This window comes from Leifsonia sp. McL0618, from assembly GCF_049994905.1.
GTDB lineage: Bacteria > Actinomycetota > Actinomycetes > Actinomycetales > Microbacteriaceae > Diaminobutyricibacter.
Map to the genome: position 1 here is coordinate 3,723,946 of NZ_CP188258.1, position 22,514 is coordinate 3,746,459.

At 67.4% G+C, this 22,514-nt stretch carries 15 protein-coding genes; 8 read left to right on the top strand and 7 right to left on the bottom strand.

What is annotated here, in order from left to right; genetic code table 11:
- Positions 1–5: 5 nt before the first annotated feature.
- The 3 genes from ACPPVQ_RS17960 to pip all read right to left on the bottom strand — a co-directional run bounded on the left by ACPPVQ_RS17960 (position 6) and on the right by pip (position 6,891).
- The gene (locus ACPPVQ_RS17960; RefSeq protein WP_426516486.1) at positions 6–4,490 is read right to left on the bottom strand and encodes a DUF4082 domain-containing protein; all 4,485 of its coding nucleotides are present in this window, start codon (positions 4,488–4,490) and stop codon (positions 6–8) included.
- Between the two features lie 145 nt (positions 4,491–4,635).
- Entirely contained in the window at positions 4,636–5,856 is a 1,221-nt protein-coding gene (locus ACPPVQ_RS17965; protein ID WP_426516487.1) for an amidohydrolase, read from the bottom strand.
- Positions 5,857–5,931: 75 nt separating this feature from the next.
- Entirely contained in the window at positions 5,932–6,891 is a 960-nt protein-coding gene (gene pip, locus ACPPVQ_RS17970; RefSeq protein WP_426516488.1) for a prolyl aminopeptidase, read from the bottom strand.
- Between the two features lie 118 nt (positions 6,892–7,009).
- Here pip and ACPPVQ_RS17975 point away from each other — a divergent pair, with 118 nt between their 5' ends.
- Entirely contained in the window at positions 7,010–7,993 is a 984-nt protein-coding gene (locus ACPPVQ_RS17975; RefSeq protein WP_426516489.1) for a malate dehydrogenase, read from the top strand.
- 18 nt (positions 7,994–8,011) lie between these two features.
- On the opposite strand, the gene ACPPVQ_RS17980 is transcribed toward ACPPVQ_RS17975, so the two are convergent.
- Both ACPPVQ_RS17980 and ACPPVQ_RS17985 read right to left on the bottom strand, forming a co-directional pair.
- Entirely contained in the window at positions 8,012–10,114 is a 2,103-nt protein-coding gene (locus tag ACPPVQ_RS17980) for an acyl-CoA dehydrogenase family protein (RefSeq protein WP_426516490.1), read from the bottom strand.
- 287 nt (positions 10,115–10,401) lie between these two features.
- A complete protein-coding gene (locus tag ACPPVQ_RS17985; protein WP_426516491.1) occupies positions 10,402–10,866 on the bottom strand; it encodes a DapH/DapD/GlmU-related protein in 465 nt (154 codons plus the stop codon).
- A 193-nt stretch (positions 10,867–11,059) separates the two neighbouring features.
- On the opposite strand from ACPPVQ_RS17985, the gene ACPPVQ_RS17990 reads away from it, so the two are divergent.
- Positions 11,060–11,656: a YdeI/OmpD-associated family protein gene (locus tag ACPPVQ_RS17990; protein ID WP_426516492.1), complete on the top strand. Its 597-nt coding sequence runs from the start codon at positions 11,060–11,062 to the stop codon at positions 11,654–11,656.
- Positions 11,657–11,743: 87 nt separating this feature from the next.
- Here the strand turns inward: ACPPVQ_RS17990 and ACPPVQ_RS17995 are convergent, their stop codons facing one another.
- The gene (locus ACPPVQ_RS17995; protein WP_426516493.1) at positions 11,744–13,573 is read right to left on the bottom strand and encodes a glycoside hydrolase family 3 protein; all 1,830 of its coding nucleotides are present in this window, start codon (positions 13,571–13,573) and stop codon (positions 11,744–11,746) included.
- A 104-nt stretch (positions 13,574–13,677) separates the two neighbouring features.
- Between ACPPVQ_RS17995 and ACPPVQ_RS18000 the strand changes: the two genes are divergently transcribed.
- The gene (locus ACPPVQ_RS18000) at positions 13,678–14,943 is read left to right on the top strand and encodes a TetR/AcrR family transcriptional regulator (RefSeq protein ID WP_426516494.1); all 1,266 of its coding nucleotides are present in this window, start codon (positions 13,678–13,680) and stop codon (positions 14,941–14,943) included.
- Positions 14,944–14,967: 24 nt separating this feature from the next.
- Here ACPPVQ_RS18000 and recQ read toward each other — a convergent pair whose 3' ends face one another.
- Positions 14,968–16,983 (bottom strand): DNA helicase RecQ, encoded by a 2,016-nt coding sequence (gene recQ / locus ACPPVQ_RS18005; RefSeq protein ID WP_426516495.1) that lies wholly within the window; start codon positions 16,981–16,983, stop codon positions 14,968–14,970.
- 105 nt (positions 16,984–17,088) lie between these two features.
- Between recQ and ACPPVQ_RS18010 the strand changes: the two genes are divergently transcribed.
- The 5 genes from ACPPVQ_RS18010 to ACPPVQ_RS18030 all read left to right on the top strand — a co-directional run bounded on the left by ACPPVQ_RS18010 (position 17,089) and on the right by ACPPVQ_RS18030 (position 22,488).
- On the top strand, positions 17,089–17,970 hold the full coding sequence (locus tag ACPPVQ_RS18010) for an EamA family transporter (RefSeq protein ID WP_426516496.1): 882 nt from the start codon (positions 17,089–17,091) through the stop codon (positions 17,968–17,970).
- Between the two features lie 321 nt (positions 17,971–18,291).
- A complete protein-coding gene (locus ACPPVQ_RS18015; RefSeq protein ID WP_426516497.1) occupies positions 18,292–20,025 on the top strand; it encodes an MFS transporter in 1,734 nt (577 codons plus the stop codon).
- A gap of 21 nt (positions 20,026–20,046) precedes the next feature.
- On the top strand, positions 20,047–20,553 hold the full coding sequence (locus ACPPVQ_RS18020; protein ID WP_426516498.1) for a MarR family winged helix-turn-helix transcriptional regulator: 507 nt from the start codon (positions 20,047–20,049) through the stop codon (positions 20,551–20,553).
- A gap of 70 nt (positions 20,554–20,623) precedes the next feature.
- Complete coding sequence (locus ACPPVQ_RS18025) at positions 20,624–21,211, top strand: RNA polymerase sigma factor (protein ID WP_426516499.1); 588 nt, start codon at positions 20,624–20,626, stop codon at positions 21,209–21,211.
- Entirely contained in the window at positions 21,208–22,488 is a 1,281-nt protein-coding gene (locus tag ACPPVQ_RS18030) for a hypothetical protein (RefSeq protein ID WP_426516500.1), read from the top strand. The genes ACPPVQ_RS18025 and ACPPVQ_RS18030 overlap by 4 nt, the downstream gene beginning before the upstream one ends.
- Positions 22,489–22,514 lie beyond the last annotated feature (26 nt).

The window sequence follows — 22,514 nt, forward strand, 5'->3', positions numbered from 1 at the left end:
CTACGTCACGGCGAGGCGACGAAGTGGATATCGACCCAGTAGTTGTGTGAGACCGCTTGATCGGGGAATCCCGTCGAGTACGAGTACGCTCCACCATTTGCGAGTGTGGAGAGCGCCCCGTTCGTCACAGGATTCGTCAGTGCTCCCGGATCCACCGCATAGGCGGACCAGGTCGTGTGGTAGCTGGCCCGGTACTCGACGCCCGGCTGGATCACCACAGGCGTGGTGAAGTACACGTCTTGCCAGCCGCTCGCGGTCTCCGCCGTGTAATTGGCGGTCGCGAGCAGTGTTCCGGTCGCCGACCAGAGCGACGCGGTGTGCGTTCCCGTATCACCGGACCCCTTGTAGAAGCGGATGCCTGTGACCGAGCCGGCGTGCGAGGTGGTGAACCTCACACCGAGCTGAACGGGGTTGCCGTCAGGCCAGGCCGTGTTGGCCGGCACACTGGCGTCAGGGAAGATCGAGGCTCCGGCAGCCGGGTTCGGCGAGGGCGACGGTGTGGGTGTCGGCGTCGGCGTCGGTGTCGGTGTCGGCGTTGGCGTTGGCGTGGGCGTCGACCCGCCACCACCGCCGCCACCGGATGAGGCCGTCGGAGTGAATACCACGTCGACGAAGTAGTTCGTCGCGTTGTACGAGTAGGTCGGGAAGCCTCCTGTGGCGCCGTAGAGGTATCGCCCGTTCGTGCTTGTCCCTGCCGTCAGCGGACCGCTCGTCTTCGCCGAACTGAAGTAGTTCTGCGTGTACGAGTAGTTGCCGGTCGGCGCGAAGTACGACACCGTGTAGGTCTGGCCCGCAGACAGCGCCACCGGTGAACTCAGCGTTGCAGTTTGCCAGCCGGAAGCGGTCTCATTCGTGAACGTGACGGTCGCCAGCCGAGTTCCGGCGGCAGACCACAGCGAGCCTGTGTGAGTTCCGGTGTTCGTCGCCGACTTGAAGAACCGGATCGCACTCACGGTGCCGTCCTGGCTCGGGCTGAAGGTCACGCCCAGTTCGACGGCAGACGCGTCGTTCGTCGCGGTGGATGCGGGCAGCTCGCTTCCGAACAGCGTGAAACTCGTCTGCGTGGTCGCTTTCGTGGAGAAGGACCATGTCTGCGTGCCGAGGGTCGCCCCCTCGACCGAGACGATCCCTGACACGCTCACCGAGATGTCGGCTCCGGCGGGAAGTGGCTGGGACGGCGTGAAGGTGAGCGTCGCACCATCCGTCGAGAGAGCGGTCGTGCCGGCGATCGAGGATCCACCGCTGGTGACGGCGACGCTGTACCCGGCTGCTAGCGGAACGGAGAAGGCGATCGAGATGGGCGACGTGACAGGGATGTCCACTGCAGCACTGGCAGGCGACTGGCTGACCACGGCTTCGGGCGACGCCGTCTTGTTGAACACGACATCGACCAGGTAGTTGCTGGTCGACTGCGAGTTGGGGAACGCGTCAGTGTAGTTGTAGGCGCCGGTGTTGTAGCCAGCGATCAACGTACCCCGCGTGATGCCGCTGCCGCCGAAGTCCCCGGGAGTGACCGAATAGTTCCCCGTCGTGCTGCGGTAGGAGACGAGGTAGTCGGTGTTGGCGGCGATTGCCACTGGCGTGCTGAACGTCACCGTCTGCCAGCCCGAGGTCGACTCACCGGTGAAGGTCGCGCTCGCGAGCTTCGTGCCACCGGCGCTCCACAGCGTTCCCACGTGGGTCCCAGTGTTCGCAGCGTTCTTGTAGAACCGCATGCCTGTGACGGTTCCGGACGCCGTACTTGCGAAGCGCAAGCCGAGTGTTACGGGGTTGTCCGCAACCTCAAGGGTGGTCGGGACCGTCGCGTCGGTGAACAGGCCGCAGGGGCAGGTTCCCACCGGCGGCGCCGGTTTGACGGTCGTGAAGCTCCAGGTCTTGCCGGATGACAGCACCAGGCCGGTCGTGTCCGTCGCCGTCAGCGCGACGGAGTAGACCACGAAGCCGTTCAGGGCGCTGGTGGGTGTGAAGGTCGCCGTGCGCGTCGTTGCCGTATATGAGGTCGTTCCCGCAACCGCATTGCCGAGTGAGTCCTTCACAGTGAACACGATGGATGCAGGCGTGACCGGCTTGGAGAACGCGGCGCCGATCGTCGTCGACTGCGGAACGCTGGACGAGCCGGGCAGCGGCCACTGTCCGGTCGCGGCGAGCGGCGAGTTGTCTGTGGTGACAAAGGTCGCGTCGACGAAGTAATTCGCCTGGTTGTAGGAACTCGTCGGGTATTGTCCGAGGGTCGTGCTGTACACGCCGGCCGGCACACTGCCGAATCCGCCGGCCACCGCCATCGGCGCGCTCGAGCGCCCGCGAGACGACCAGTAGGAGGACGTTGCCGAGTAGTGGCCGTTGGGCGCGCTGTACGAGATCGTATAGGTGGTGCCTGCGGTCACGGACACGTACGACGGGAAGGTGGCCGACTGCCAGCCCGACGCGGTCTCGTTCGTGAAGGCCACCGTGGCGAGCCGGGTACCGCTGGAATCCCAGAGGGAGCCGGTGTGGCTACCCGTGTTCGCGGCCGCCTTATAGAAGCGCACGCCTGAGATGAAACCGGCCTGGGTGGGCGTGAACTTCAGCCCGACCTCGACGGGCGACGCGTCCCCGGCGTCGGCGACCGTCGGCGCCTCTGTGCCGAAGACTGTATACGGGGCCGTGGTCGTCACCGGCCTGCTCGTCGGGGTCGATGAGATGTTGCCGCTGTCGTCTGTCGCTCGCGCCTGGATCGTCTGGGTGCCGACACCGTGCTGGATGTACGTGTACGTCCAGCTGGTCGTTCCGCTTGCCGGGTGCCAGGTGCTGCCACCGTCGGCGGAGACCTCGACGCCGGCGACCACGCCGCCGACGTCCGCTGCGGTCCCCGTCACGGTGACCGAGGCGCCGTTCGCGATGCTCGCTCCGGAGGCCGGTGTCGTGATGGTCGTCGTCGGGGCGGTGTGGTCGGTGCTCGCCGTCACGCCCACCAGCCCAGACATCAGAGTGGACGGTTGGGCGCCCATGTCCGCGAGGATGTTGACCTGGGCCTGCTGCATCCTCACATCAGCGGGTGCTCCCGCCCCGTCGTGCTCCTGGTCGAGGCCCCACGACCACTGGATGGTTCCTGCTGAGAAGACAAGGGCTCCGCTCGGCGCACGGTAGAGCGTGACGTGGTGCGTTGTCGTTCCGGGGCCCACCGTGTTCCCGAAGTCCAGCATTTCTTGCGGAACCGCTCCCGTAGTCGTCGAGAGGTCGACCAGACCGGCAGGCCGGAACCCGTTGTCGAGATCTTCGTCGGACTCGTAGCCGACCGTGTGCGCCGCCAGTGCAGCTGTGGTCCCCGCGGCGAGCGAAGACAGGCCGGTATTACGCCACAGTCTCGTCTTGCCCTCGGCCGCGGTCACGGTTATCGGCAGATCACTGATGGTCGACATGTACATCGTTCCGCTGACCGCGTTCTCCGGCAAGCCGGCACCGTTCGCCTGTGACGCGAATCGCGGGTCACGCCACGTGCCCGTCCACTCGGCAGTCGGGTCGATCTTCGCATTGCTCCAGGTCTCTTTGTATGAAACGAGTGTGCGATAGTTCGTCGGCGTGCCAGCGACCGACGGTTCGTAGCGCGTGTGCCAGTACATCTCGTTGCCGGAGAGGAACTGCGCGTTCACCCCTGCGTTGATCGCCGCCTGCACATTGGCACGTTGCGCCGCAGACCAGTACTCGTCGTGACCCACCGAAAGGAACACCTTGTGGTTCGTGAGCTCGGCACCATTGCGGTCGGTGTCGACGCCACTGAAGTATGAGACGTCGTACCCGTTCTTCTCGAGGAACCTCACCTCGGGATATTCGTTCGCGAAGTAGAAGTCGCGCCCGCTGTTTTGATCGCGAGTGGTCACGGGACGGTTGTAGCTGACCTTGTAGGCGCGCCCGGGGCCTGCGCCCTGGTAGAAGTCCGCCCCGCCGTACGTGTTGTAGGCCTCCCAGGTCGGGTCCGAGGTCTGGAAGAGCACGGTCGAGTGGCTGGCGTCGTTGCGCACGATGAAGGTGATCTGGCTGTCGTCGCCGTTGTCCGTGCGGGTCAGATGTGCGATGTACACACCGGAGACGGCGTCGCTCGGGACCGCCCACGACGCCGAAACGCCCCAGTTGCCGCAGTCGTAGAGCTGTGTCGTGGCGTCGGTGACGCACGGGGGTTGGATCTGGGGAAGCGTGGCCGACGGTGTCACGTCCGCGATCTTGCGTGCGCCGAGGCCCTGGTAGTAGCCGGTGCGGAAGATTTGGATCGTGTACGCCTTGGCATTCGTGTCGATCTTGAAGCTGATGGTCCCGCCGACGTTCACGCTGATGTCGGTCGAAAAGCCCTGGATGTCGCTGTCGCCGGCACCCTGGATGTCCCAGACGGACGGGTCCGTTCCCGGCAGCGCGTTCTCGCACACGATCGGGTTGGGCGCAGTCCCACAGCCACCCGTCGCACTCGCGGACGATGCGCCAAACGCCATGAGCAGCCAGGTGATGAGCAGCACGACCATCGCCGCGGCAGTGGCGACGACAGGTGTAGACCAATATCCTTGAGGCCAGGCACGCAGATTCGGGTTCTGAGTTTTCCTCACATCTCGACAATCCCACAAATGAGGGTTACTCGCATACCCCCCAAAGGGGGATGAGACAGAGTTGTTACTCCCCCGGAACCGCCCCGCTCGACAGACAATCCGCGACGATCACGCCGCCCGCGATCACGAGCCTCCGAGCCGGAGCCTCGACGAGCGCCTCCTGCACATTCCCGGCATCCACCAGCACCACATCCGCGGCCGCACCGACCGCCAGGTCGTGCTCAGAACGCCCGACGAATCCAGCCGCCTCGCTCGTCGCGATCCGCACGGCAGCCTCGAGGTCCGCATCCGACCTCCACCCCGCGAGCTGGGCCATCCGGGTCGCCATGCGCAGCATGTCACCGTCGCCATACGGACCCCAGAGATCGCGGACGCCGTCGGTGCCGAGCCCGACCACGACGCCCGCCGAACGCAGCTCGGTGAGCAGCAGCCGTGGCGCGTTCACCGGCGCGACCGTCGTGATCGTGATGCCGGCATCCACCACCGCCTCGATCAGCGCGCGCTGCCGGGCAGGCGCAACGTCACCGATCGCAAACCCGTGCGCGACGTTGACGCGGCCGGCCATGCCGAGCGCCCTGGTCCGCTCGATGATCAGCTCGTACTGGAACGCTCCGAGCTCCCCACCGTCGTGCAGGTGGATGTCGACTCCCACCCGTCGCCGGTCCGCGATCCCGAAGAGGGCATCGAGCTGGCCGACCGGGTCGCGGTCGATGGACGCCGGGTCGAGCCCACCGATGTGATCGGCGCCTTCGGCGGCGGCACGATCGAGCAGGTCGAGCACGCCCGGGCGCCGCAGCACGCCGTCCTGCGGGAACGCCACGATCTCGAGACCGACGGGCGCGCCGATACCGGCGACCGCTTCGCGAACAGAGCGGATGCCGTCCAGCCCGACCCCGAGGTCGACATCGACATGAGACCGGAACGCCGTCGTGCCGTGCGCGATCATCTTCGTCAGCAGAGTCGTCGTCGTGGCGACGCTCGGGATGCCCAGGCCGTCACGATGCTCGCGCTCATGCCGGATGCGCCCCTCGGTCGTCGCCTCACCGCCGTACGACACCCACAGCAACCCCAGCCAGCTCTTGTCCAGGTGGGCATGCGCGTTCACGAACCCGGGAAGGGCGAGGAGTCCGCGCCCGTCGATGAATTCGGTGTCGGGGGCGCCGGTGAGCGAACGAGGATCCCCGTCGTCGTGCGGGAACAGCGAGGTGATGCGGCCGCCGTACATCCGCAGGTCGACAGCGGGCCCACCCCACGGCCGCACGTTCCTGAGCACGATTTCGGGCATCCGCCACCTCCCGTTGAAGGGACTGCTGCTGCCCCGTGAACCGGCGCCCCTTAAAGGAAATGGTACGGGGATGCCCTACCGGTCGGCGAAGCGGTCCGTCGCCTTGATCAGTGCGTGAACGATGCCCGGCTCATCGAATGCGTGCCCCGCGTCATCGATCATCCTGAAGTCGACCTGCGGCCACGCCTTGTGCAGGTCCCACGCCGTCATCGGCGGCGTACACACGTCGTAGCGCCCCTGCACGATCACGCCGGGGATGCCCTCGAGCAGCCCGGCGTTGCGGATCAGCTGGCCTTCCTCGAACCAGCCGCCGTTCATGAAGTAGTGGTTCTCGATGCGAGCGAACGCCACCGCGTACTTCTCTTCGGTGAAGTCGGCGACGAGCTCCGGGCGGGGCCGCAGGGTGATCGTCGACGACTCCCAGCGCGACCAGGCCACCGCAGCGGGGCCGTGCACCGCAGGGTCGGGGTCGTTCAGCAGGCGGCTGTATGCGCGGATCATGTGGCCACGATCGACCACCGGCACCGGTTCGATGAAACCCTCCCACAGGTCGGGGAAGAGCGCCGCAGCCCCGCCCTCGTAGAACCATTCCAGTTCGACAGCGCGCAGCGTGAAGATGCCGCGCAGGATGAGCTCCGACACGCGCTCGGGATGCGTCTCGGCGTAGGCGAGGGCCAGTGAACTCCCCCACGAGCCGCCGAACACCTGCCACTTCTCCACTTCGAGCATCTCGCGCAGCTGTTCGATGTCGGCGACGAGATGCCACGTCGTGTTGGCGCTGAGGTCCGCCTCGGGGTCACTGGCGTGCGGCAGGCTCTTGCCACAGCCGCGCTGGTCGAAGAGCACGATGCGGTACTTCTCCGGGTCGAACAGCCGCCGCTGGTTCGGGCTGGTTCCGCCGCCGGGGCCCCCGTGCAGGAACACGACCGGCTTGCCGTCCGGGTTGCCGCTGGTCTCCCAGTACACCTGCTGTCCGTCACCGACGTCGAGAAGGCCGGAATCGTACGGCTCGATCTCGGGATAGAAGGTTCGCATGGCCAGAGCATAGGGCCACTGCCTGCGCGGCCGGGGTTGCCTTTCCGTGTCGACATGGTGTCGATATCAGGGCGTTCCTGCCCGAGACGGCGCCGCGCGACGGTCATAGGCTGAAAGGATGAGCACCACACCAGTGAACGTGACGGTCACCGGAGCGGGCGGGCAGATCGGATACGCCCTGCTGTTCCGCGCAGCATCCGGCCACCTCCTCGGGCCGGATACGCCCGTCAACCTGCGGCTGCTCGAGATCCCGCAAGGCCGGGCGGCGGCCGAAGGCACCGCGCTCGAACTGCAGGATGCGGCCTTCCCGCTCCTGACCGAGCTGACCGTGACCGAAGACGCCGGAATCGCCTTCGACGGGGTCAATATCGCCCTGCTCGTCGGCGCGCGCCCACGCGGTCCCGGTATGGAGCGGGCCGACCTGCTGGAGGCGAACGGCCGCATCTTCGGACCGCAGGGCGAGGCGATCAACGCAGGGGCGGCATCCGACGTGCGCGTTCTGGTCGTCGGCAACCCGGCCAACACCAACGCGCTCATCGCGAGCGCCCACGCCCCCGACGTTCCTGCCACGCGCTTCACCGCGATGACCCGCCTCGACCACAACCGGGCGGTCGCGCAACTGGCGGCGAAACTCGCGGTGCCGGTCGCGGCGATCGACGGCGTGATCGTGTGGGGCAACCATTCGGCCAGCCAGTACCCCGACATCACGCACGCGACGGTGAACGGGCGGCGCGCCACCGACCTCGTCGATGAGGCATGGCTCGCAAACGAGTTCATTCCGCGGGTCGCCAGGCGCGGCGCCGAGATCATCGAGGTGCGCGGGTCGTCGAGCGCGGCCTCTGCGGCGAGCGCGGCACTCGACCACGTTCACGACTGGGTCAACGGGACGGGCGAGCGGTGGACATCCGCCGGGGTCGTCTCCGACGGATCGTACGGGGTGCCCGAAGGGCTGATCTCGTCGTACCCGGTGCGGTCGGCGGGCAGGGAGTGGCAGATCGTGCCCGACCTCGGGATAGACGCGTTCTCGCGTGCCCGCATCGACGCATCCGTCGCCGAACTCATCGAGGAACGCGACGCGGTGCGCGCGCTCGGCCTCGTTTGACCAGCACCGCCCCGCTGCCTACCGCTTCTTCGTCTTGAGCGACTTCTCCTCGACGGGGGCGTCGCCCGAGGCACGCAGGTCGGCGTAGTACGCGCGGGCCTCGTCCTGGCGCTCGGCTTCGACGCCGGTCGCGATCTTCGCGCGCACCAGCTCAGGTCCGTAGCCGAAAGCGTCGACGAGGTCGACGGCGTGCGGGCGGATGCGCGCGATCAGCCGGTCGATGTACGCCGTCACTGCCTGGGCGCGCTGCGGTGACAGGCGTCCGTGGATGACGTACCAGGCCAGGTGCTTCTCGATGAGCCCGAACCCGAACAGGTCGCGCAGCCAGGTGAGCACCTGTCGCGTTCCGGAGTCGGGAGCCTTCTCGAGCGCATCCGTGAACGCCTCCCACTGGAGGAGTTCGGCGTGCGCGCGAGCCGCTTCGATCAGCTCGTTCTGCTGCCCATTGAAGAGGTCGGCCGCGGCCTTCTTCGACAGCTTGTCCGCGTTGCGGAGCCTGCCTGCGGTCTCGGCGACCATCGTCGCCACGCGGTCGGTGAGCAACTCGCGCTGGGTGCTCGGCTCCTGCAGCCAGTTCACCGAGCGCGCGGTCGAACCGAAGTCTTTCACGGTCTGGGCCACGCTGCGCAGGCCGGTGCCGTGGTACGCCTTGCCGGCCGCCTGCGTGACGACGTAGCGGGCGAGTGCGCCCGCGTCCGCCTTGGCGAACTTGCGGCTGAAGTCGGTGAGGAGGCGCTTGGCCACCAGCTGGAGCAGAACGTTGTTGTCGCCCTCGAAGGTCACGTAGACGTCGAGGTCGGCGCGCAGCGACGTCAGCCGGTTCTCGACCAGGAAGCCAGCGCCGCCGCACGCCTCGCGACACTCCTGCAGCGTGTCGAGTGCGTGCCAGGTGGAGAGCGGTTTCAGCGCGGCCGCGATGGTCTCGAGGTCCTGGCGGTCGGCATCCGTGTCGGTGCGTCCGCTGAAGACGTCGTCGAACTTCTGCAGGAACACCTCGTGCGCGAAGCTCGCTGCATAGGTCGTCGCGAGCAGCGGAAAGAGCCGCCGCTGGTGCCGCTGGTAGTCGAGGATGACCTCTTCGTCGGTGTCGCTGCCCGCCGTGAACTGGCGGCGCTGGCTGCCGTAGGTGACCGCGATCTTGAGGCCGATCTTCGATGCGGCGACCGCGGACCCGTCGAGGGAGACGCGGCCCTGCACGAGGGTGCCGAGCATGGTGAAGAAGCGGCGCCCTGGGCTGTCGATCGGCGAGGTGTACGTGCCGTCTTCTGCGACATCGCCGTACTTGTTGAGCAGGTCGGTGCGGGGGATGCGCACCCCGGTGAAGTGGAGACGGCCGTTGTCGATGCCGTTGAGCCCGCCCTTGAGGCCGTCGTCTTCGCCGCCGATGCCGGGCAGGAACGCGCCGTCGGCGTCACGGATGGGCACATAGAACGCGTGCACGCCGTGCCTCATCCCCTTGGTGATCAGCTGGGCGAACACCACGGCGGCCGTGCCGTCCTTCGCCGCGTTGCCGAGGTAGTCCTTCCATGCGGCGCGGAACGGAGTGTCGATGACGAACTCGTGCGTCTCCGGATCGTAGGTCGCGGTCGTGCCGACACTGGCCACATCCGACCCGTGACCGGTCTCGGTCATCGCGAACGCGCCGGGCACCTCGAGGCTCATGATGCCGGGGAGGTACTTCTTGTGGTGGTACTCCGTGCCGAGCTGCATGACCGCAGACCCGAACAGGCCCCACTGCACGCCCGACTTGATCTGCAGCGACGGGTCTGCCGCGACGAGCTCTTCGAAGCCCGCGATGTTGCCGCCGTTGTCTTCCTGGCCGCCGACGCTCTTCGGGAACGCCTTGTGCACCTGACCGTTCTCGACGAGGAGCTTCAGCTGCTCGAACACGCGGGCGCGCTGGTCTTCGAGGCTGAGCCCTTCGACCTTCTGCATCTCGGGCCGGCTCGAGAGCGCCCGCGAGGAGAGGCGCGCGTCGGCCCAGGTGCCGAGCAGCTGGCGTCCGAGTTTCTCGACGTCGATGCGCGGGGCGGCCGATCCGATCTGTTCGGGTGTCGTGCTCGCGGCGGGTTCGATCCCGGCGTCGGGCGTGGCGTTGGTGCGCGTGGCGGTATCAACCATGAGTTCCTCTTCGGTTTCGAGCAGTCGTCGATCCACCGTATGTCGGGCTCCGTCGAACGCGAAGTCGTCGGTGCACGGCCTACAAAAGCGGGGTGGATGCTCCCGAGCGGCACTGTGGAAAGCCACAGATCGAGCGCATGAAAGTCGGCTTGACTCCACAACACCGGCGTCTCCCGCAGCTGTCGCACCCGGATGCGACGAAAGGTGCGAGGAGTGGCTTTCCGGTGTTCCGGAGACCACTTCTCGCACCTTTCGAGTGGGTGCGCCCCTGCGAGCGCGCTGCGGGGCTAAGCCGCCCTGCGCGACTGCTGTGAGCGCTGCGTCAACGGACGCGACATCGCGGCTAGCGCGGCGCGGCTCTTCGCGCCGCCCTTCGGCTCGATCACGGTTCCGGCCGCGACCTGCTGGTCCCGGTCGATCCGCACACCGTTGCCGACCATCACATCCGAGCCGAGCTTGGTGTTGCTGCCGATGCGTACGGCGCTGCCGACGACGCAGCCTTCGCCGATGTGCACATTCGATCCGACGAATGTGCGGTCGCCGACGGTTGCGCCCTTATCGATCCAGCTACCCGCGCCGACCCAGCTGTCGAGCCCGACGCGCGCGTGAGCCTCAACGTAAGCGGTGGCGTCGATGAACGCCGACTCCGCCACACGCGCGGAAGGCGATACCAGTCCCCTGCCGTTCGCGTGCCTCTTGTACTTGATGATTGCACCGGTCTCGTCCTCGAGCTCTTCGATCATTCTCGCCATCGCGTCCTCCTTCGAGTTCGAGTCAATTCACGATCATTGGATAAACACCCGTTGACACCAAAAGATTCCCTGATCCGGCAACGGTCCGGCCGCTCCGGGCTGAGGCGTCGCGCGGCCACGTCGGAGGTCGCTGGAATACTCGGATGAAGACACACTGAGTACACGCAGACCAGACCGGGCACAAGGGGGCGGCATGGAATCGGGCAGCATCGACGGGCGCGAGATCCTGTACGTGGACACCGTCGCCGAGTGGGCGGACTGGCTCGACGCGCACCACGACGACACCGACGGCGTTCGTCTCGCCATCGTGAAGAAAAGCGCGGGCGGCACCGCGGCATACGGCGAATACCTGGATGTCGCGCTCTGTTACGGCTGGATCGACGGCCGCCGCAACTCGCTCGACGACAGCCGCTTCCTCCAGCTGTTCACCCCGCGCACGAAGACGAGCATCTGGTCCGAGCGCAATCGCGACCATATCGCGCGACTCAGCGCGGCAGGGGCGATGAAGCCGGCCGGGCTGGCGGAGGTCGAGCGGGCGAAAGCCGACGGGCGCTGGCAGTCGGCGTACGCACCCCAGTCGACGGCCGACATCCCCGACGACCTCGCCGCCGCGCTCGCGGCGAACCCCGAGGCGGCGGCGTTCTTCACCACGCTGAACAGCCAGAACCGCTACTCGATCCTCTTTCGCACCATGAACGCGAAGCGACCCGAGACACGCGCCCGCAATATCGAGAAGTTCGTCGGGATGCTCGCCCGCCACGAGACGATCTACCCGCAGCCTCCGAAATAGAAAGGAGTGGTGAGCCGGGCACCCGACACGCCGGGCGTGTGGATGCACAACTCACCACTCGAATTCATCATCCGGTGGCGACGGCCCTCAGTAGCGCAGGCCGTGACCGAACGGGAACAGCGGGTCGGCCGTGTCGAACGGAACGTCCTCGCGGCTGGCGCGCACAGCATCCATCGACGACGGGAGTTCCATCGGCAGCGAGCCCTGCGGCGACGCCTCGCCGAAGAGCACGTCGAGCACGGCCGCCGAGCTGGCGCCGAAGTCTCCGACGATTGCGGCGACGTCGTTCACGAGCGGCGTCAGGATGGCCGGCCGGTCGAGGAAGACATCCACGATCGTCGGAACGGTCGCCGCGAGCGCACGCAGCTCGTGCACCTTCTCCTGCGTGAAGTCGAGCGAACCCGCGTGGAAGAAGTTCTCGAAGAACGTCGCGCGCTGCTCGAACGGCGCCCCGATGCGCACGATGGCGATGTCGGCTTCGTCGGGAGTGGCGACCACGGTCGCATACGCGCCGGCGATCTCCGCATCGACACCCTCGAGGTAGACCTTGATGCCGCGCGACAGCGGGAGCACGGGAGCCTCGGAGTCGGCGAGCACCTTGTTGGTGAGCAGGGTGATGGCTGCGCGCTGCGCCGCCTCGCCCGCCGCGCGGAACTCGGCGTTGCCGACGATCGCCTCGGCACGCTCGACGTCGACGAAGGGCTGTTCGAAGAGTCCGAGCACGAACTTCTCACGCAGCAGGCGCCGCGCCGACTCGTCGATGCGCTCTTCGCTGACCTCGCCGCTGCGCACCAGGTCCACGAGCAGATCGGGGATTGCCTCGCCGCCGAACTGGTCGGCACCGGCCTCGAGGACCTTCAGCATGCGCTCGCGGACAGACAGGTGCTCCACGCCCCAGGCGCGAGCGGGGAACGACTGGCCCATGAGGTCGGCGTCGCTGAGGAGGCCCCAGTCGGTGCAAACGATGCCGTCGAACCGGTAGCGCTCGCGCAGGAGCCCGGTGATCACCGACTTGTTGAAGCCGAACCCGACCTCTTCGTACTCGGTGCCGACCGGCATGCCGTAGTACGGCATGATCTGGCTGCCGCCGGCCGCGAACGCCGCCTCGAACGGCTTCAGGTGATACTCGAAATTGTCGCCGGGGTAGACCTGCTCACGCCCATAGGCGAAGTGCGGGTCCTCGCCGTCCTTCTGCGGGCCGCCGCCGGGAAAGTGCTTCGACATGGTTGCGACGGAGTCGGGCCCGAGCTCGGAACCCTGGAAACCGCGGATGTAGGCGGCGCCGAGCTTCGAGGTGAGTTCAGCATCCTCACCGAATGTCGCCACCTGGCGCGCCCAGCGCGACTCGGTGGCGAGGTCGATCTGTGGGTGGAGCGCGACGCGAAGGCCGACGGCGGTGTACTCCTGCCGCGCGATGTCACCGAAGCGCTCGACGAGCTGCTCGTCGCCGATCGCGCCGAGGCCGAGCGTCTCCGGCCACTGCGAGAAGGGACCGGCGAGCATCGCGGCGCCCGGGTTCTCGCTGAACGAGTGGCGCGGGTCGGTGGAGAGGGTGACGGGGATGCCGAGGCGCGTCGCGGCGGCGAGCTCCTGCAGGCGGTTGTGCCATTCCGCCATCTGGGTTGCGCTGGTTGCGGCGCCGAAGACGTTGAAGTGGGTCATGTGGCGGCCCTCGACCATGTCGCTGGTCGGCGCGATGCCGAACGTGGCGTCACCTTCGGACAGTGCACCGTCTTCGCCGATGGTGATCATCGTCTGGAAGAACAAGCCGGCCTTCTCTTCGAGCGTCATCTGGCCGAGGAGGTTCTCGACGCGCTGCTCGACCGGAAGGGACGCGTCGCGGAAGGTGGGGTCGACGGCGGGCGGGTTTGCCGCGGCTGCATCGTCGGTGGTGATCGTGAGTGACGACTCTGTCATGAAGAGGGTTCCTTTCCCGAGGAGCCTGCGTCGGCCCGCCGGTAGCCTACGCCACAAACCAACCGAGTGGTAACATTTGATCAATAACGTGGAGAGGAGTCACAGTGGACTCACGGCAAGCTGCTGTGCCGTCGCCGCGCCGCTACGCCAACGGGGTCGCGCGTCGCGAGGCGATCCTCGACGCCGCGAATGAGCTCGCCATCGAGACGGGATTCGCCGGGGTCTCGCTCCGCGAGCTCGCCGATCGTGCCGGCATGTCGCATCCGGGGCTTCTCCGGCACTTCGCGTCCACCGACGAGGTGCTGCTCGCGCTGCTCGAGCGGCACGAGAGTGCGAACAACGCGTGGGTCGCCGAATCGGGCATCGTCGGCGATCGGGGCACCCTCGCCTTCGTTGAGTTGGCGGAGCACAACGCGACGGTCCCCGGATATGTCGAGCTCTTCACCACGCTCGCCGGCGAGGCGACCAGCCCGACGCATCCGGCCCACGAACGCTTCGCGCGCCGGTACGAGATGTTGCGGGCGCTGACGGCGGAACAGTTCCGGCGCGCGGTGGATGCCGGGCTCGTCACTGCGCGGATCGCGCCGCACGACGAGGCCGTTCGCCTCGCGGCCGCATGGGATGGGCTGCAGCTGCAGTCGCTGTACGACCCGGTCATCGATGTCCCCGGCCTGCTCCGTGGCCACCTGGCGTGGCTCACCGGCGCGTCGTCACCCGTCTTCGATGGTCTGGCGCACGCGAGCGCTGCGGGCGGCGCGGCGGACCCGGGCCATGGAGGCGACGGCGATGCGACCCGCGGGTACGCGGTCGGGCGTGCGCGACGCGACGAGATCGTCGACGAGGCCATCAAGCTTTTCGCCGCCGGCGGCTTCCGTGGCACCAGCCTGCAGGAGATCGCCGGTGGCGTGGGCATTTCGAAGGCGACGTTGCTGCATCATTTCGGGTCGAAGGACAGCCTGCTCATCGCGGTGCTCCGTCGTCGCGACGAACGGGCGCCGGCCGGTGTTCCTTCTCCCGGCGTCGCTCCCCTCGATCTCGCGACCGGGCTGGCCGACGGCGCCCGCCAGAATTCGCGGGAGCCCGGCCTGGTCGAGCTGTATTCCGTTCTGGCCTCCGAGTCGGCCAGCCCTGAGCATCCCGGTCACGCGTTCTTCGCTGAGCGGTTTCGCGTGGGCCGTCTGTATTTCACCGCGATGTTCGCTGCGCTTGCGGCGGATGGCCGGCTGCGGCCGGGCGCGGACCCCGCGTTCGAGGCCACGTGGCTCCTGGCCCTCTGGGACGGCCTGCAGCTGCAGTGGCTTTACGACCCCGCCGCGGTGGATGTCGCCGAGCAGCTGAGCGGGCATCTCAGTCAGGTCATCGTGTCCTGAAGACGCCTGCCGGGTGGTTTCGCGTCAGGACCGACCCGCGACGACTTCGAGGAGTGCCTCGCCGTAGGCTTCGCGTTTCTTCGCGCCGATGCCGGTGATGCCATCGAGGTCGTCGAGGGTCGACGGCTTCTCGGTTGCGACCGCGCGCAGGGTGGCGTCGCCGAAGACGATGTAGGCGGGAACCGACTGGGTGCGGGCCTGCTCGGCGCGCCACGCCCGCAGTGCTTCGAACAGGTCGACGTCGTTCGCGGCGAGTTCGGCGGACGACGTCGCTTTGCGCACGCTTCGGGATGCGCGTTCCGGCCGCTCGGGTTCGAGTCGGAGGATCACGGTTCGCTCGCCGCTCAGCACTTCGGCCCCACCCTGGGTGAGCGCCAGCGTGCCGTACTCGCCTTGCGTCTGGAGCAGTTCCTGCGCGAGGAGCTGGCGCGCGACGCCACGCCACTGGCTTTCGCTCAGGTCGGCACCGATGCCCCAGGTCGCCAGGGTGTCGTGGGAGAACTGCGTCACACGCGGGGTCTGCTTGCCGCGAACGATGTCGATGAGGTGGCCGGCGCCGTACCGCTGGTTGCGCTCACGCTGCAGGCGCACGACCGTTGAGAGCAGTTTCTGCGCTGCAACCGTTCCGTCCCAGCTCTCGGGCGGCGTAAGACAGGTGTCGCAGTTGCCGCACGGCTCGGAGCGCTGCCCGAAGTAGCCGAGCAGGTTGACCCGGCGGCACTGCACGGTCTCGCAGAGGCCGAGCATCGCGTCGAGGTGTGCGGTGAGCTTGCGACGGTGCGCAAGGTCGCCGGGCGAGTCGTCGATCATGCGACGCTGCTGCACGACGTCGTTCAGGCCGTAGGCGAGCCAGGCGGTCGACGGCAGGCCGTCGCGACCGGCGCGGCCCGTCTCCTGGTAGTAGCCCTCGACGGACTTGGGCAGGTCAATATGCGCGACGAAACGCACATCGGGCTTGTCGATGCCCATGCCGAAGGCGATGGTCGCGACGACGATCACGCCGTCTTCGCGAAGGAAGCGCGACTGCGTCGCCGCCCTCGTCGCCGCGTCGAGCCCCGCGTGGTAGGGCAGCGCCTTGAGGCCGCGGGCGGCCAGGAACTCTGCGGTGCGCTCGACCGTGTTGCGCGAGAGCCCGTAGACGATTCCCGCATCGTTCGGGTATTCGGTCGTGATGAAGTCGAGGAGCTGATTGCGCACTTCAGCCTTCGGCACGATGCGGTACTGGATGTTCGGCCGGTCGAAGTCGGCGACGAACTGGGCTGCATTCTCGAGGCCCAGCCGAGAGGTGATCTCGCGGTGGGTCGCCTCGGTCGCCGTCGCGGTCAGGGCGATGCGTGGAACGTCCGGCCACCGCTCGGCGAGTTCGGAGAGCGCAAGGTAGTCGGGGCGGAAGTCGTGACCCCATTGCGATACGCAGTGCGCTTCGTCGATGGCGAAGAGCGCGATCGTTCCCCGGTCGAGGAAGCGCTTGGTCGACTCGGACGACAGCCGTTCCGGCGCGACGTAGAGGATGTCGAGTTCGCCGGCGATGTAGGCGCGCTCCACTCGCGAGCGCTCGGTCGCATCCTGGGTCGAGTTGAGGAACGCCGCGCGTACACCGTTGGCGAGGAGCGCGTCGACCTGGTCTTGCATGAGCGCGATCAGGGGGGAGACGACGACTCCGGTGCCTTCGCGCACCAGCGAGGGAATCTGGTAGCAGAGGCTCTTGCCGCCGCCGGTCGGCATCAGCACGACGGCGTCGCCGCCGCCGATCAGCTGCCCGATGATCTCCGCCTGCTGCCCGCGGAAGGTCTCGTAGCCGAAGACCGTGTGAAGCGCCTCACCCGCCGTGGCGTACTGGGGAGGCGTCGCCCGTGCCCGCGGCGGTGTGACCCGCGCAGGGGTTCCCGTGAAGCTGCCACCCGGCCCCGACGGCGGTTCGGAGGCCGGCTCGTAGCCCGGGTCGAAGTCGGGCTCGTACGTCGGATCGAAGGGCGGCTCGAACTCCGGCGGGGCGTCCCTGTCGTCGGGTTGCCACGGCAGTTCGGCGTTCCAGCTCATTGCTCGATCGTAACCGGAGCATCCGACGCCCGCAGACCGATCCGGCGATCTGTGGATGACCGGCGCGGCCGCCCATCGTCGGAGGTCCACGATAAGCTCGCCGCGATGCTCACCCCCGTTCTCGGTCTCCTCGGAGCGCTGGTCTACGGCTCAGCCGACTTCCTCGGTGGGCTCGCGGCCAAGCGCATCAGTGCCGTGCGGGCGGCCGGGCTCTCCGCACTCTCTGGTCTCGTCGTTCTGCTTGTGCTGCTTGCCGTCTTCGGCGCGCACTGGAGCCCATCCGCTGTTCTCTGGGGAGCTCTCTCGGGCGTGGCCGGCGCCGTCGCTCTCTCCCTGCTCTACGCATCCCTCGCCATCGGGCCCATGAGCATCCTCTCGCCGCTCACAGCGGTCGTCTCGGCGGTCGTCCCGCTCACCTGGGGCGTGCTGCACGGCGAACGATTTGCGCCGCTCGGCTGGGTCGGCCTCGGTCTGGCGCTCGTCGCGGTCGTGCTCGTCGGATTCATCCCGGAGCGGGGCGCGGTGCGGCCCCGGCCGCGGGGGCTCGTGATGGGTGTCGGTGCCGGCGCTTTCATCGGCGTCTTCCTCATCCTTCTCGATCAGACCCCCGACGACTCGGGCCTCGCCCCGCTCGTGCTGAACCGTGCGGTGAACGCGACGATCATGTTCGCGACGGTGGGTGTGATCTGGCTCGCCTCGCGACGCCGCCGACGGCTGGCGGATGCGACCGGAGCGCCACGAGCCGCCGGATGGCGTCCTGGTCTCCCCCTCGCGATCGCAGGCGGTGCCGTCGACGCCTGCGCCAACATCCTTCTGCTCGTCGGCCTGCGGATCGGCAACCTCAGCGTGATGTCCGTTCTCACCGCGCTGTATCCTGCCGGCACGATCATCCTCGCGGCGATCGTGTTGAAAGAACGGATCGCACCGATCCAGTGGATCGGGCTCGTCCTGGCCCTGGCGGCGACAGGGATGCTCGCAGCGGCCTGACGGGGCATCCGCGACCCGTCGGCCGCACGAGACCCGTCGTCTCAGCTAGCGTTCGACGGAGCGACCACCCTCGGTTTGAGCTTGTGCAAATTTTGCACGAGTTCGGGTGCCGTCCAGTTCCTCGCGTTCAGCGTTCGCGATGTGCCTTCACGTCGAGCGTGACGGCCCCGTCGGCCGATTGATAGATCTGCACTTCATCCACATTCCCATTCTGGTCGACGGGCCAGGGCGAATTCGCGAGCGCAGAATCCGCTCGTGCGAATATAGTTAGTTCACATACAGCAACTACATTCGTGACTCGTGTGAACTCGGAGCATTTTCGTGGCAGCCCGTACCGGCATTTTCAACAAAGACCATCCCCACTACCGCTGGGTCGCCCTCAGCAACACCACCCTCGGAATGCTGATGGCGACGGTGAACGCATCGATCGTGCTGATCTCGCTTCCCGCGATCTTCAAGGGGATCGGCCTCAACCCGCTCCAGCCGGGCAATGTGAGCTACCTGCTGTGGATGCTCATGGGCTACATGCTCGTCACCGCGGTGCTCGTCGTCACGTTCGGGCGTCTCGGCGACCAGTACGGTCGTGTGCGCATCTACAACCTCGGCTTCGCGATCTTCACGGTCGCGGCCATCGCGCTCTGGCTCGTGCCGTTCAGCGGGGGACCGGGTGCCCTGTGGTTGATCGTCTGGCGCTTCGTGCAGGGCGTCGGCGGCGCGATGCTGTTCGCGAACTCGACAGCGATCCTGACGGATGCGTTCCCGGCCAACAAGCGCGGCTTCGCCCTGGGCCTCAACCAGGTCGCCGCGATCGCCGGAAGCTTCATCGGCCTCATCGTCGGCGGCCTCCTCGCCGCCTGGGACTGGCAGGCCGTGTTCTTCGTGAGTGTGCCCATCGGCATCATCGGCACGATCTGGTCGTACAAGTCGCTGCACGAGGTCGGCACCCGCAACCCCGGCCGCATCGACTGGCTGGGCAACGCCACCTTCGGCATCGGGCTCGTCGCACTCCTCACGGGCATCACCTACGGCATCCAGCCATACGGCGACAGCTCCACCGGCTGGGGCAACCCGTGGGTGCTCGGATCGATCATCGGCGGCATCATCCTGCTCGTCTTCTTCGTCTATCTCGAGCTGCGCGTGCCCTCGCCGATGTTCAACATGCGGCTGTTCCGCATCCGGACATTCTCCAGCGGAATCTTCGCCGGTCTTCTCGCCGCGATCGGCCGAGGCGGCCTGCAGTTCATGCTGATCATCTGGCTTCAGGGCATCTGGCTGCCCCTGCACGGTTTCTCCTACCAGGACACCCCGCTCTGGGCTGGCATCTACCTGCTGCCGATCACGATCGGGTTCCTGATCGCAGGCCCGGTCTCCGGCGCACTCTCCGACCGGTTCGGTGCCCGCGTGTTCGCGACCGTCGGCCTGCTGCTGGTCGCGGCGACCTTCATCATGCTGCTGCTCATCCCGGTGAACTTCGAATACTGGCAGTTCGCGCTCATCACCGGCCTGAACGGCATCGGGTCAGGCCTGTTCAGCGCACCGAACCGCACATCGATCATGAACAGCGTCCCCGCATCCGAGCGCGGCTCCGCGTCCGGGATGGCCGGCGCCGCACTGAACGCCGGAAGCTCGCTGTCGATCGGCATCTTCTTCTCGCTCATGATCGCCGGTCTCGCGGCGTCGCTGCCCTCCGCCCTCACGAACGGCCTCACGGCACACGGAGTTCCTGGCCCGGTGGCGACAGCCGTCGGTCAGACCCCGCCCGTCGGGAGCCTGTTCGCCGCGTTCCTCGGCTACAACCCGATCCAGAGCATCCTCCAGCCGACCGGTGTGCTCGACAAGCTCTCACCCGCGAACGTGCAGGCGCTCACCGGCCACGAGTTCTTCCCCCAGCTCATCTCCGGCCCCTTCCACGACGGCCTCGTCGTCGTGTTCGTCGCGGCGGCAGCGATGTCCGTCATCGCGGCGATCGCGTCGTTCCTCGGCGGGGCCAAGTATGTTCATGAGGAGAAGGTCGTCGAGCAGAGAGTCGAAGAACCGAGTGCGAGCAGGGCGTAGTAGTGCAGGGAGACGGTCGCGATGACGGACGGCAGGAACGTTCAGCACGCTGACGCGGAGGCGCCATCCGTGGCGCGGCCGCTAGCGAACCTTGCGGCCGAGGGCGACGACGACTTCGCCGGACGCCTCGCGCTCGCCATCGGGCGCCTCAACCGCCGCATGCGCTCCTCCACGGGCGGCCTCAGCCACGGCCAGCTCTCGGCCCTGTCGAGCATCGTGCGCAAAGGACCTCTGCGGCCGAGCGAGCTCGCGGCCATCGAGGTCGTCGCGGCCCCGACCATCACCCGCGTCGTCGCCGACCTCGAGGCTCGCGGCCTCGTCGAACGGCAACCCGACACGGATGACCGGCGCTCGGTGTTCGTCGCGGCGACGGATGAGGGGGTCGAGCTTCTCCTGCGTGCCAGGTCGGACCGGGCGCGAACGGTCGTGGCGCTGCTCGCCGAACGCACCCCGGCGGAGCAGGAGAGCATCCGCGCCGCCCTCGAGGCACTCGAAGCCGCGGCCGCCATCGACCCGACCGACCGCTGAGCCGCAGCACGTCGCCCGCCGACGATGCTCGGCGATGGAACCGTTTCGGGGGCTGCGGACATAAGTGGACATGGGGATCGCGATAGATGAGGGGGCGTCGCTATGGCACAGAGCCATCGGCGGCGACACGGCGGCGTTCGGCGCGCTCTTCGAAACACACCGTGACCGGGTCTTCGGTCAGGCTCTACGGCTCATGCGGTCGCGGCACGACGCAGAAGACGTCACGGCGCTGGTCTTCCTGGAAGCATGGCGACGCAGGGAGTCTGTGCACGAGGTAGACGGTTCGATCCTCCCGTGGCTCCTGGTCACCACGAACTATGTGGCCAGGAACGCGGCACGCGCAATGCGGCGCCACCACCTGGCGATGGCGTCGATTCCGGCGCCATCGCCGGAACCCGACTTCGCCCCCGACGTCGACGATCGCCTGGATCGCTCCGAACAGGAGACGGCCGCGCGCGCGGGGTTCGCCCGGCTCAATGCGAGCGACCAGGCGGTCGTGACCCTGTGCGTGATCGAGGGACTGACCAACGCGCAGGCGGCCGTCGTGCTGGGCGTACCGGCCGGCACGGTGAAGTCGCGGTTGTCCAGGGCGAAACGAAGACTCGCCGAAAACATGCCGGAGGCCGCGGCCTCCGGGAACGCGCTGGGAGGTGCATGATGGACGGCCAGCCGACATTCGATGCTGCACGCAGCGCAGCGATGAAGACCATGCTGATGAAGGTCGCCGCGGAGAACACGACGCCCCCACGAGCGAAACGCGTCGCGTTGATCACGGTACTCACCGCGGGCGCTCTCCTTCTCGCAGGTGGTGGCGCCGCTTGGGCGATCACCGGGTTGCCGCCGTTCTCGGCACCCGCTCCCGCGCCGGTCACCGAGACTCCGACGCAGACACCGACGCCCACGCCAACGCCGACTCCGAAACCGACGCAGACCGTCAGGCCCGTCGCACCGATCGGGATACCGTGCGACGAGCTGTCGACTCCCACACGGGTCGGCGCCCTCATCGAGACCGATGCCGTGGCCCTCGACCCCTATCTCGCCGATGTCATCCAAGGGGGAACGTCGGGCCGATCGCCCTTCTCGCTCGAATTCGCGGGAGGTTCGACCTGCGAGTGGGGAACCCCGGGTGCCGATAACCCGACGGACGGTTCTCATTCCACCCTGACTATTCAGGTACTCCCTGATGCCGCAGCCGTGTGGAACCAGACCGCAAAGACCTACGCCTACCGGAACGAGTCGGACATCGGTGCACCCTACGGACCGTACGAGTCCCGCGGCGGAGACTGCGTCAGGGATCAGTGCAAGACGAATGTTCTGGTCGGTTCCACCTGGCTGGCGGTCACCGCGGTCGGCCAAGGGATGTCGCCCGCCTCGCAGAGCTCGTTCCACGCGTTCGTTCAAGGTCTGATTCCCAGGGTCGAAGCCTTCGACGCGCATGGGGCTGCGGATCGCACGCCGGTCACCTCGGCTCCTCTCGACTGTGTTTCAGACGCCTATACCTCTGCCCTCGCGGCGAGCTTCGGCATCCCGGGGGCAGAGTCGAGGGGAGTCGAGGAACAGTTCCGCCTCGAAGCCGGAGCTCTGTTCAGCAATGTCGAACCCTCACACGGCATGACGCTCTGCCAGTACCAGCCAACGGACGGCACGGGCGGCGATCTCGGAGTCTTGTCGGTGCTCCCGAACTCCAGTGCGCTCTTCGATCAGTTGTCTGACACGCTCGCCTCGGCGAACATCGTCACCGATCTGGTCCCTTTGACATCCGGCTCGCAGCAGTTGTCCGGAATGGGCCACAAGATCGGCGGCTACTACAACCTGTACGCCGTCGACGTCCTGGTCGACGGCGACTGGATCGAGTATGTCGGGGGCGGGGCGAACGACGGCCACGTTGCGGCACACACGGCAGCGTACGTGCAGTGGGTGATCGACCACCGCTGACCCGGTTCACACACGCGAAAGGCCCC

Coding starts and splice junctions, on each gene's coding strand:
- ACPPVQ_RS18010 (WP_426516496.1), top strand. CDS start 17,089: ATGCTCACCCCCGTTCTCGGTCTCCTCGGAGCGCTGGTCTACGGCTCA.
- ACPPVQ_RS17975 (WP_426516489.1), top strand. CDS start 7,010: ATGAGCACCACACCAGTGAACGTGACGGTCACCGGAGCGGGCGGGCAG.
- ACPPVQ_RS17995 (WP_426516493.1), bottom strand. CDS start 13,573: ATGACAGAGTCGTCACTCACGATCACCACCGACGATGCAGCCGCGGCA.
- ACPPVQ_RS17990 (WP_426516492.1), top strand. CDS start 11,060: ATGGAATCGGGCAGCATCGACGGGCGCGAGATCCTGTACGTGGACACC.
- ACPPVQ_RS17960 (WP_426516486.1), bottom strand. CDS start 4,490: ATGGTCGTGCTGCTCATCACCTGGCTGCTCATGGCGTTTGGCGCATCG.
- ACPPVQ_RS17980 (WP_426516490.1), bottom strand. CDS start 10,114: ATGGTTGATACCGCCACGCGCACCAACGCCACGCCCGACGCCGGGATC.
- recQ (WP_426516495.1), bottom strand. CDS start 16,983: ATGAGCTGGAACGCCGAACTGCCGTGGCAACCCGACGACAGGGACGCC.
- ACPPVQ_RS17965 (WP_426516487.1), bottom strand. CDS start 5,856: ATGCCCGAAATCGTGCTCAGGAACGTGCGGCCGTGGGGTGGGCCCGCT.
- ACPPVQ_RS18025 (WP_426516499.1), top strand. CDS start 20,624: ATGGGGATCGCGATAGATGAGGGGGCGTCGCTATGGCACAGAGCCATC.
- ACPPVQ_RS18030 (WP_426516500.1), top strand. CDS start 21,208: ATGATGGACGGCCAGCCGACATTCGATGCTGCACGCAGCGCAGCGATG.
- ACPPVQ_RS17985 (WP_426516491.1), bottom strand. CDS start 10,866: ATGGCGAGAATGATCGAAGAGCTCGAGGACGAGACCGGTGCAATCATC.
- pip (WP_426516488.1), bottom strand. CDS start 6,891: ATGCGAACCTTCTATCCCGAGATCGAGCCGTACGATTCCGGCCTTCTC.
- ACPPVQ_RS18020 (WP_426516498.1), top strand. CDS start 20,047: ATGACGGACGGCAGGAACGTTCAGCACGCTGACGCGGAGGCGCCATCC.